Source organism: Solwaraspora sp. WMMB762 (assembly GCF_049179115.1).
Lineage (GTDB): Bacteria > Actinomycetota > Actinomycetes > Mycobacteriales > Micromonosporaceae > Micromonospora_E.
The window spans coordinates 6,166,400-6,178,276 of record NZ_JBMHMD010000001.1; the positions used below are offsets into that span (position 1 = coordinate 6,166,400).

The window sequence follows — 11,877 nt, forward strand, 5'->3', positions numbered from 1 at the left end:
GACCGAATGTTTCGAGGTGGGAAGAGGTAGCCGCTGATGTCTGCGAGTCGTGCTGTTCACCGTCGGCGTCGCTTGAGGACAGCGGGGACGTTCGTTCGGTGGCGGCGGTGGGCGGGTGGGGTCGCGGTGGTGGTCGCGGCGCTGGTGGGGTTGTCGTCGTCGGTGCCGCCGGGTGCGGTGCCGGCGGACGGTGAGTTCCCGGTGGGGTGGTTGTCGTCGTGGTTCACCGGTCGGTCGGGGTGGTTGCCGTGGGGCGGGCCGGCGGTGGAGTTGCCGGCGGCGCGGGTCGGTGACGGTGCCGGTTCAGGTGGGTATGTGGGGTCGGCGGCGACGCGGGCGTCGGGTGGGGCGGGTTCGGCGCAGCGATTGGTGAACGGTCTGTCGGGGTATGCCGGGGAGCCGGTGGTGGGCGAGTCGGTGTCGCCGGTGACGGTGGGCCGGTTCGATCCGGAGTCGAGTGTGCGGGACGCGTCGGCGTCGGGGGCGAATGCCGACGTGTACGCCAATGCGGATGGTTCGACGACGGCGGAGTTGAGTACGGGGCGGGTCAACTACGAGGCGGCGGATGGTTCGTGGCGGCCGGTGGACTCGACTCTGGTGCGTCGGGGTGACCGGTGGGTGGTGCGGGAGAACCCGCTGGGGGTGTCGCTGGCCGGTACGTCGGCGGGTGGTCCGCCGGTGGAGTTGTCGCTGCCCGGTGGCGGCTCGGTGGGCTGGGGTCTGGCTGGTGCGGCGGCGGTGGTGCCGGCGGTCGACGGCAGGACGGCCACGTATCCGGAGGTGTTCGCGGACACCGATCTGGAGGTGGTGGCGCGGCCGGACGGGGTGAAGCAGGGGCTGGTGCTGGCGTCGCCGCAGGCCGGGTCGGAGTGGGTGTTTCCGCTGACGCTGGACGGTGTGTCGGTCCGCGCCGGTGACGGTGGGTCGGTCGATGTGGTCGACGACGCCGGGTCGGTGGTGGCGTCGATCCCGCCGGCGGTCATGCAGGATTCGTCGGTCGATCCGGAAACGGGGCTGCCGGCGCGGTCGCCGGCGGTGGCGATGGAGCTGGTGGAGGTCGACGGTGGCCCGGCGCTGAAGCTGGTGGCCGACCGGGAGTGGTTGACGGATCCGGCGCGGGTGTTCCCGGCGCGGGCGGACGTGGGCGCGCTGATCTCGACGAGCGGAGACGTGTTCGTCGACACCGATCCGGACACCGGCCCGGCCGTGCAAAACGGTGACCGTCTCGCGATCGGTAACCGGGACGGCGTCCTGTCCCGGACGTTTCTCAAGTTCACCATCCCAGCGGAGTTTGCGAAGTCGGGCTGGTTCATCTCCTCGGCGAACCTGCGGCTGTACCTGAACTACCGGGCGAGGTGTGACGTCCAGCGGGTCAAGGTCGGGCTGGTCGAGGAGGAGTGGACGGTCGGTGATCTGCGGACCGCCGCCCATCCGGGCCCGAAGATCGATCTGGGGCCGAACCACTACAGGTACTACACCGACAACGGGCGGGCGTGTGAGAACCCGAACGCGAATCCGTCCGTCGGCCAGTGGGTCGAGGTCGACGTCCGGGACCTGATCTCGGGCTGGGCGCTCGGTCAGCCGAATCTTGGTCTGGCGCTGTTGGACGAGGAGGACTTGTCTGCGGCGGCGGCGGCCTTGTTCGCCTCGGCGAACTATGCCGGTGGTGACTACGCGCCGCGGTTGCAGCTGACCTTGTCGAACAATCTGCCGCCGCAGGTGGACCAGCGGGCGCCGGCCCACGGTGCGGTGGTGTCGACGTTGACACCCCGGTTGTATGTGCGCGGCCGCGATTTCGACGAGTCCGGCACCGTGCGCTACAAGGTCTGGATCTACGACAGCGCCGGGACCCTCATCCACGTCAACGAGGGCACCAAGTCGTACTACGACGTCCCGGTCGGGTTGTTGGAGACGAACAAGCAGTACTCGTGGGCGGTGCAGCCGTTCGACGGGGCTGTCTACGGCGCCCGCTATCCGAAGTACGTGTTCTACACGCGGATGCCGCAGCCGGCGTTGGGGTCCCGGCTGGTGCAGAACCCAGGGGTGGGCTATCACCCGGAGATCGGCAACTACACGTCGGCGGTGACGGACGCGCAGGTGACGGGGGTGGGGCCGGCGCTGGAGATCACCCGGTCGTACAACACTCTGGACACCCGGCGGTCGGGGGCGTTCGGGCAGGGCTGGTCGAGTCTGTTGGACGCGCGGGTGACCGAGCGGACCAACTCGGCGGGTGCGGTGCTGGGTGTGGTGGTGCGGTATCCGGACGGGTCGGAGGCGGTGTTCGGGCCGGGGTCGGACGGGTCGTTCGTGGCGCCGCCGGGGCGGTACGAGGTGCTGACCGCGGTAAAGTCCGGTTCGTCGGTGACCGGGTACCGGTTGACCGTCAAGCACGGGACGACGTACGTGTTCTCCCGCGCGGCCGGGGGTGGCGCGTTCAAGGTCACGTCGGTGACGGACGCCAACGACCAGACCTTGACGTTGACGTACAACGGCAGCGGACTGGTGTCGAAGCTGACCAACGCGTCGGGGCGGTCGTTGGCGTTGACCTGGGCGGGGACGGCGAGTCCGTCGGTCGGGTCGCATGTGACGAAGGTGACGACGGACGCGCCGACCGCCGGTGGCAGTGGCTACGTGTGGACGTACACGTACGGCAACCATGACCGGTTGACGAAGGTGTGTCCGCCGACGGCGTCGTGCACCACGTACACCTGGGGTAACAGCGCCAACCAGGGGGCGAACGCGGTGCTGAATCATGCGCCGTCGTCGTTCTGGCGGTTGAACGAACCTTCCGGGTCGACCCTGGCGGCCAGCAGCGTGCTGGACAACGGCGGCACCGACGTGGCGTTCTACGAGGGTACGACGCCGGGCCCGACACCGGGGGTGTGGCCGGGATCGACGTCGACGTCGACGGCCTTCGACGGCACGTCGTCGCGGGTGCGGCTGCCCAGCGGGCTGGTCAACGACAGCGCGTACCAGTCGGTCAGTCTGTGGTTCCGGACGGGGACGGCGTCCCGGGCGGGGGTGTTGTTCTCGTACCAGCATGATCCGATCTCGGACGGTACGACGTCGCGCAACTACACGCCGTCGATCTATGTCGGGTCGAGTGGGAAGTTGCACGCGAAGTTCTATGACGGCAACTCGACGACGATGCAGTCGTCCGGTCGGGTGGACGACGGGCAGTGGCATCACGTCGTGCTGGCCGGGGCCGGCTCGAGTCAGGCGCTGTATGTGGACGGGCTCCGGCACGCGACCCGCAACGGCCTGATCGAGATGTTCGACGTGGGTGGGTCGGCGCATGAGTACGTGGGTGCGGGGTTCGTCGGCGGGAACTGGCCGGACCAGCCGCATCATGGTTCGCCGAACCACCACGGGCATGCGAACTTCTTTGACGGGCAGATCGCCGATGTGGCGTTCTTCGACCGGACCTTGACCTCGGCCGAGGTCACTGAGATCAACGCGACGGCGCGGGGGCAGAGCCGGCAGTTGTCGAAGGTGACCAGCCAGGAAGGCAGGACGCTGGCGTCGTTGTCGATGGACTCGGTGACCGGGAAGCTGGCTTCGGTGACCGACAGCAACGGTGGGACCTGGGCGTTGGGGACGCCGCGGGTGGCGGGGACGAGCGGGGTGTACGCGGCGGCGGTGCTGGGGTCGGCGCCGACGGACTACTGGCGGTTGCGGGACGCGGCCGGTGTGGAGGCGGTCAACGAGACCTGGCAGTCCGCCGCGACGTTCAGTTCGGTGACGTTGGGAGCGGCGGGTCCGTTCGCGGACGGCACGGCGGTGTCGTTCGACGGGTCATCGTCGCTGGTGTCGGTGCCGGGGGAGCGGTTGGCGCCGGCCGGGACGCGGTCGCAGGAGCTGTGGTTCAGGACCACTGGTACCGGCGATGTGCTGGCGGGGGCGCAGGACGCGGCGGTGGACGGGACGCCGTCGGTGGGATCGCCGGTGTTGTGGATCGACTCCGACGGCCGGTTGCGGGGGTTGTCGGCGTCGGTGGACCCGACCGGGCCGTTGACGTCGGGGCTCGCCGGCAAATGCGCCGAGTTGGCGGCCAACGGCACGAAGGTGCAACTGAGCACCTGCGACGGTGCGACGGCGCAGAGCTGGCGCTACGTCGGCAGCAGCCGGCAGCTGCGTCGAGGTGACAAGTGTCTGGGCCTGGCAGGTCAGGCGACCGGCAACGGCACCCTGGTCCAGGCGCAGACCTGTTCGAGCAGCGCCAACCAGAAGTGGGAAACGTCCGGGAACGGTTGGCGCAACTCGGGGGCGGGCCGGTGCCTGGAGGTGCCCGGCTCGTCGGCCACGGACGGCACCCAGTTGGCGATCCGCAACTGCAACGACCAGACGAACCAGCGGTGGGCGTTGGCGTTGGTGTCGGCGGCGCCGGTCAACGACGGCAAGTGGCACCACGCGGTGCTGACCAAGACCGCCGCCGGCGACGACACCGTCCAGGCGTTGTACCTGGACGGGGTGCGGGTGCAGTCCAGCACCGGCGCCCTGGCCGGCGGGGTCGAAAGGCTCAGTCACGGGTATCTGGGCGCGGGGTACACGGGCAACGGTTGGCCGGGGCTGCCCTCGGACTCGACGGCGTACTACGAGGGTTCGTTGGCGGAGGTCGCGCTCTACGACCGGACGTTGAGCGCGGACGAGGTGGCGTTGCACTACCAGTCGGTGGGTCGGACCGTGCCGTTGGTGGTGACCGCGGCGGGCGACGGGGCTGCCGAAGCCCGGTTGTCGGAGACAGCAGCGGGTGGGTTGCCGGTCGAGGTGTTGCCGCCGGGTGCGGTGCAGGTCGACGAGGCGGCGGAGCATGTGCAGACGACGACGGTGTCGAATCCGGTGAAGATCGTGTCGGTGACCGATCCGGGTGGCAACGAGGTGTCGTACTTGTACGACCTGGTGACCGGGCGGAAGGTGTCGCAGACCGACGCGTTGGGTCAGACGACGTTGTACGGCTATGACACGGGTGGGTTCACGAGTCTGGTGTACGACCAGAACGGGAGCGTGACCCGGTCGGTGCAGGACGAGCGGGGCAACACGGTCCAAGAGGTGACCTGCCAGGACCAGACCGCCGACAAGTGTTCCAGCAGCTACTACACCTACACCTTGTACAGCAGCGACCCGACGCACCCGAAGAGCGACCGGCTGACCCACGTGCGGGGGCCGGGCTCGCAGAGCGCCCAGGACGACACCTACCTGACGACGTACGCCTACGACAACTACGCGGGCAACCTGCGCAGCGTGACGGACCCGCTTGGCCGGGAGACAGAGATCGAATACACCGACGGTACGGATGTGCCTGCGGTCGACGGCGGGTACGCCCCGGCCGGTCTGCCGTGGAATGTGTTGGATCCGTCGAAGGGGTGGATGGCAATCACGTACACCTCGGCGGGTGACGTGGCGACGGTGTCGGACGCGGCGGGGGCGGAGACGACGTTCACGTACGACCGGTTGGGCCGGACGTTGACGGAGACGGTGGTGACGTCGTCGTTTCCGCAGGGGCGGACGACGTCGTACACGTACGACTCGGTGGGTCGGGTGGTGACGCGGACGGGTCCGGCGGTGACGGACCGGGTGTCCGGGGCGGTGCATCGGGCGGTGACGCGTTATTCGTACAGCGTGGACGGGTTCCTGGTGGAGGAGCGGGTCAGTGACGCGTCGGGTGGGGATGTGGCCCGGGTCAGTACCTGGTCGTACGACGGGCACGGTCGTCGGTCGGCGTCGGTGGACGCCGAGGGCGCGGTGACCGGCTACGGCTATGACGTGTACGGGCACCTGGTGGAGCAGACCGATCCTGACGGGGTGGTGAACGCCTACGAGGTGGATGTCAACGGGAATGTGTTGTCGCGGACGGTGAAGGGGTTCACCGGGGATCCGAATGATCCGACGGATCCGGTGGATCTGGTGGTGGAGTCGAACGTGTACGACCCGGCGGGTCGGTTGGCGTCGAGCACCGACGCGATGGGCTACGTCACGAGTTACACGTACACCGACGACGGGCGGACCGCGTCGGTGACCCGCACCGACGGGGACAGCTCGTTCCTGCTGGAGAGCAACGGCTACGACGAGGCGGGGAACCTGGTCGAGCAGCGGACGGACAACGGTGCGACGGTGACGGCGTTCGAGTACGACGCTGCGGGTCGGCAGGTGCGGAGTGTGCTGGATCCGGGCGGCCTGGAGCGGGTGACCGAGGTGGCGTTGTCACCGGCCGACCGGGTGTTGTCGCGGGTGGATCGCGACGCTGCGGGGGAGGCGTTGTCGGTCGTCGACTACGCGTATGACGTGTTGGGTCGGCCGGTGTCGCAGACCCGGCATCTGTCGGCGGACCGGTCGGTGACGCCGGTGGCGCGGTGGCGGTTGAACGAGACGGGTGGGACGACGGCCGCTGACTCGGCGGGTAACAGTCCGGGTACGGCCACGGACGTGGCCTGGGCGTCGGATCCCGAGCGGGGTCGGGTCGCGTCGTTCGATGGGTCGTCGTCGTTGATCACGACCGATGCACCGGTGGTGGACACCACCCGGCCGTACACGGTCGCCGTCTGGGTGCGATTGGACGATCTGCGGGCGCCCGTCTCGGTGCTGGCGATGCCCGGCCGCGCCCGGACGAGCGTGTCCGGGTGGGGCGCACCGGCGTTCGCGCTCAACTACGACCACACCGACGACGCATGGCGGGCGCTGACGAACGAGCAACTCGTGTTCAAAGGCGGCGGCGTACTACAACGCCGCCGCACCTTCGGGCAGGGCTCGACACAGGCGGGCAAGTGGCAGCACCTGGCGGTGGGCGTGGACCCGCAGGCCGGCCGGTGGATTGTGTTCCTCGACGGCGAGAAAGTCGACGACTTCACCGGCAGCAGCTTCCACAGCGTGGCGGCTGGCGGGGTGCGGATCGGCTCGGGCCTCGAGGGGGCCGTCTCCGATCTGCAGGTGTATCAGGGGGTGCCGGACGACGACGGCTGGGCCGCCGGGGTGATGGCGGGCACGGTGCCGGCGGCGGACGCGGGGGTGTCGCGGACCAGTTACGTGGTCGACAACGCGGGTCTTGCCACCTCCGTGACGGACCCGTTGGGTCAGGCGACGTTCGTGGAGTACGACGAGGCCGACCGGCCGGTGGTGACGACGGGTCCGCAGGTGCAGGCGGAGTCGGGTGAGTTGGACGGTCCGGTGGTGACGGCCCGGCCGGTGGAGCGGGTTGGTTACAACACGTTCGGTGAGGTGGTTGCGGAATCGGATCCGAACGGGGCGGTGACGACGTTCGGGGTGGACCGGGTGGGTCGGCCGGTGGCGGTTCGGCTGCCGAGCTACACGCCGCCGGGTGGGTCGTCGTCGGTGACGCCGGTGGCGTCGGCGGTGTACGACCCGCTGGGCCAGGTGGTGTCGCAGACGGATCCGCTGGGCCGGTCGACGACGTTCACCTATGACCAGTTGGGTCGGGTGGTGACCCAGGTGGCGCCGGACGGCGGGACGACGACGGCGCGGTACGACCTGATGGGCAACCTGTTGGCGACGACGGATCCGACGGGTGCGGTGGCCGGTAGCGGTTACGACTTCCTGGGTCGGGTCACGAGTGTGAGTGAGGCGGTGCGGCAGACCGGTAGTGAGGCGGTGCGGCAGACCGGTCAGGTGCACACCACGACGGTGGGCTACGACTCCGCCGGTCGGTTGTCGTCGGTGCGGTCGCCGACGGGGGTGACGACCGGGTACGGGTACAACGCGGCCGGTGAGGTGACGGGTGTGGTCGACGGCGCGGGGCAGACCCGCAGTCTGGTGTATGACGGTCTGGGTCGGCCGGTCAAGGAGGTCAATCCGGACGGTACGTACACGACGACGGGGTACGACATGTTGTCGCGGCCGGTGTCGGCGGCGGCGTTCCGGGCGTCCGGTGGGGCGGCGTTGGCGACGGCGGCCTGGTCGTATGACGTGGCGGGCAACGTGGTGTCGGCGACGGACGCGCGCGGCACGGTGACGCGGTTCGGCTATGACGCGACGGGCCTGCTGCGGACGCAGCGGGAGCCGGTGGATGCGACGACGACGATCGAGTCGTCGTTCGGGTACGACCTGGCGGGGAATCCGACCCGGTTCACCGACGGGGAGGGGCAGGCGTTCCGGTCGACGTACAACGTGTGGGGGTTGCCGCAGTCGCGGATCGAGCCGGCGACGGCGGCCCATCCGGGTGCGGCGGATCGGACGTTCACCACGGTGTACGACGCGGCGGGGCAGCCGGTGTCGCAGCGGGTGCCGGGCGGGGTGACCCGGACCCTGGTCTACGACGACGCCGGCCGGTTGGTGCGCCAGTCCGGGTCGGGTGCGGAGGCGGCGACGCAGGACCGGACGTACGGCTACGACGCCGCGGGTCGGTTGGTGGAGTTCTCCGCGCCGGGGGGCACCAATCAGGTCGTGTACGACGATCGGGGGTTGCCGTTGTCGGTGACCGGCCCGTCGGGGGACGCGGTGTTCACCTACACGGCGGACGGGTTGATGGCGTCGCGGGACGACGCGGCGGGGTTGACGCAGTACGGGTATGACGGTGCGGGCCGGCTTGCGTCGGTGAACAACACGGACATGGGCACCGCGATCGGCTACACGTACGACCAGATGTCGGCGGTGTCGTCGATGACCTTCGGCGGTACCACCAACCGGCGGGTGTTCGCCTACGACGATCTGCACCGGTTGACCAGCGACCGGCTGGTGTCCTCGGGTGGGTCGACGATCGCGTCGATCGCCTACGGCTGGGACGTCAACGGTAACGAGACCAGTAGGACCGTCACCCGTGGGTCGTCGACGACGGTCAACACCTACACCTACGACCTGGCGGATCGGTTGACGTCGTGGGACGACGGGAACACGACCGTCGGTTACCGCTACGACAAGGCAGGGAACCGGACCGGAGTCGGCGACGTCGACTACGTCTACGACGCCCGGAACCGGCTGATCTCGGACAGCACCGGTGTCGGCTACCAGTACACGGCGCGGGGCACCCGCAGCGCGGCTGGTGCGGCGAGGACGGTGTCGGACGCGTTCGACCAGGCGGTCGAGCACACCCCGGCGGGTGGTAATGCCCGGGTGTTCGACTACGACGCGCTGGGTCGGGCGTTTCGGGACGGCTGGGAGTACACCGGTCTCGGTAACCACCTCGCCCGGGACAGTTCCAACGCGTTCTTCACCCGGGACCCGGGCGGTGGCGTGGTCGGGGCGCGGCACAACAACACGCGCCGGTTGGTGTGGACGGATCTGCACGGTGACGTGGTCGCCCAGTTGAACCCGGCCGGGGCGACGGTGACCGGCAGCCGCACCTATTCGCCGTTGGGCGAGGTGACCGCAGACACCGGCATGGTCGGTGACCTCGGCTACCAGTCGGAGTGGACCGACATTCGTAGTGGGCAGGTCAACATGCACTCCCGCTGGTACGACCCGGTCACGGCACAGTTCGGTGCCCGGGACAGCCTGACCGTCAGCCCGGTGCCGGACTCGATCCGGGCCAACCGCTACCAGTACGGCGACGGCAGCCCGTTGACCGTGGTCGACCCCACCGGCCACGTCGGAGAACGGTTCGCGAGGTCGTGGGACGACTTCACCGACTGGGTCGGCGACCGGTACGAAGACATCGAGGACGCCTACCACGGCGCCGTCGACTGGTTCGGCGACCGGTTCGAAGACTTCACCGACTGGGTCGGCGACGGCCTGGGGGCGGCCAACAGGTGGACGCAGGAGCAGCTCGTCGAGGCGGGCAACGTCATCAGGCAGACGGTGGAGCAGAACTATCAGGATCTGATCAAGGCCGGTGAGGCGCTGATAGCCGCCGCCGAACAGGTGGGCCAGTGGGCCCGTACGGCCCGGGACTGGATCGTCGAACACAAGGCCGAGATCGTCGGCGCGATCGTCGGCATGGTCGTCGAGGCCGGCTGCCTGGTCGCGATCGGCTGGACCGGGGTCGGCGTGGTCGCCTGCGGCATGGTCGGCGGTATCACCGGTGCCCTGGTCACCGGCGGCATGCAGGGCAAGACCGGCATGGATCTGCTGCAGGACGCGGTGATCGGCGGCCTGGCCGGTGGTCTCGGCGCTGCCCTACCGATGATGGGCCCGGTCGCCGGCAAGGCGTTGAGCAAGGCCGCCTCCACCGGCGTGAAGAAGGCCGCCGCCACCGGTGCCGGCAAGGCCGCCGCCCGGGTCGGCGCGAAGGCCGTCGCCGGAGCCCGGTCGTTCAGCCGGGCAGTCACCCGCAAGGCCGACGACGCGTCCCGGGCGGTGTCCCGCGGCACCAACCGGTCGACCCGGGAGGCCGCCGAACGCGCCGACGACGCGGCCCGCGCCGGTGGCAGCCGGGTCGACGATGCCGCTCGGACTGGTGGCAGCCGGGTCGACGATGCCGCCGACGGGGCGGCGGACGGGGCCGGCAGTTGCATGCGGCACAGTTTCGCGCCGGACACCCGGGTACGGATGGCCGACGGCAGCAGCAAGCCGATCGCTGAGGTGGAGCTCGGTGACGAGGTGCTGGCTACCGACCCGGCGACGGGGCGGACCACCGCCCGGCCGGTGCGGGTGCTGCACGGTCACGCCGACCGGGAGTTGACCGATGTCACGGTCACCGACACGGAGACCGGTGAGAGCACGGTCGTCGAGACGACCGCGCACCACCCGTTCTGGAGCGCCACCACCAACCGGTGGACCGACGCCGAAGATCTGCGGCCTGGTGACCGGCTGCGTAGCCCGGACGGCGAAACCACCCAGCGGGTCGCGGCGGTCCGGGTGTGGACCGGCCTGAAGTGGATGAACGACCTCACCGTCGCCGGCGTCCACACCTACTATGTGGTGGCGGCCGACCGGCCGGTGCTGGTGCACAACTGCAACCGGAAGACCACGTTGCTCGGCCGGTTCGCGGACATCAAGCGGTACATGCTCGATCGGCCCAGCGGAGCCTTTGACGCGGACTTCCTGAACATCAAGGGGACGTTGAACAACGGCAAGGGTGGCGTGGGTGGCTGGAACTGGACGCGTAACAAGCGGTTCATCAACGATGCCTTCGCCAACGGCAACGAGGTGCGTATCGTGACCAACCCCAATGTTCCGAACTATGCGGGTGGGAACGTGTTCCAGCGGGAGTTGAAGTACCTTCGGGACAAGGGGTACGGGTGGGCACCCGTGGGTGACCACTGGTTGGTCACCAAGGTCCGACCGTAGGAGAAGGTCCGACCGTAGGAGACAGTCCCGGTCGGGGTGACCGGGGTGGAAGGTGGACGTGCGGTGGCTGGTAAGGGGTTCGTCACCGTTCAGAAGTCGTTCGCCGAGGAAGCGGGAACCGCGTTCGGCTTCCTCGGCGACGAGTTCGGGCTGGTCGGACCGGTGTACGACGATGTCGTCCTGCAGACCGTCACGTTCACGTCGCCGGTGGCCCGGTACGCCGTCATGCTCGACCCGGTCGACAAGCTCGTGCTGACCCAGGTCGCGATGGACGTCGGCGCCAAGACCCTGGTCGCCGACCTGCCGGATCTTGTCGCGGCCGCGGGACTCGGCCCACGTAACCAGGTCTCGCGGTCCGCGCATACGCTGACCAGCCTCCGGAAGGCCCTGACCGGGCAGGCCAAGTACCTCAGGGCGCTTCACCTGCGGATCGGAGCCGAGTCGGCGCTGACCCTGCTACGCGCGGCAAACGGCCGCGAGTGGAGTCGCCGGCAGCACTGATGAGTGGACGCGCCTTGGGCGCGTTGATCGGCTGCTCCAGCTTCATCGCCGCCGGCACCACGCACTCTGTCCATCATGCCTGGCCGGCTGCTGGCGCGCGCTCAGCGCTTCCCTGGTTTTCCCCAACGGCTTCCTCAGATTTCCCTCAATACTCGGCGGCCCCGAGCCGGCACGATCTGTTCCTGGTCCTAACTGGGCGAA

3 protein-coding genes are annotated in these 11,877 nt (G+C 69.3%); 2 read left to right on the forward strand and 1 reads right to left on the reverse strand.

Features of this window, described 5'->3' with window-relative positions; genetic code table 11:
- Nucleotides 1-56 precede the first annotated feature (56 nt).
- Nucleotides 57-551, reverse strand: coding sequence for a hypothetical protein (locus ACN27J_RS27740; RefSeq protein ID WP_421370728.1), 495 nt, complete (start codon nt 549-551; stop codon nt 57-59).
- Between ACN27J_RS27740 and ACN27J_RS27745 the strand changes: the two genes are divergently transcribed.
- Together ACN27J_RS27745 and ACN27J_RS27750 are read left to right on the forward strand one after the other, a co-directional pair.
- Nucleotides 532-11,175 carry a LamG-like jellyroll fold domain-containing protein gene (locus tag ACN27J_RS27745; protein WP_421370730.1) on the forward strand — a complete coding sequence of 3,548 codons (10,644 nt, stop codon included), beginning with the start codon at nt 532-534 and terminating at the stop codon, nt 11,173-11,175. The genes ACN27J_RS27740 and ACN27J_RS27745 overlap by 20 nt on opposite strands.
- A 63-nt stretch (nt 11,176-11,238) precedes the next feature.
- Nucleotides 11,239-11,676, forward strand: a complete 438-nt coding sequence (locus tag ACN27J_RS27750; RefSeq protein ID WP_421370732.1) for a hypothetical protein — start codon at nt 11,239-11,241, stop codon at nt 11,674-11,676.
- Nucleotides 11,677-11,877: the final 201 nt, after the last annotated feature.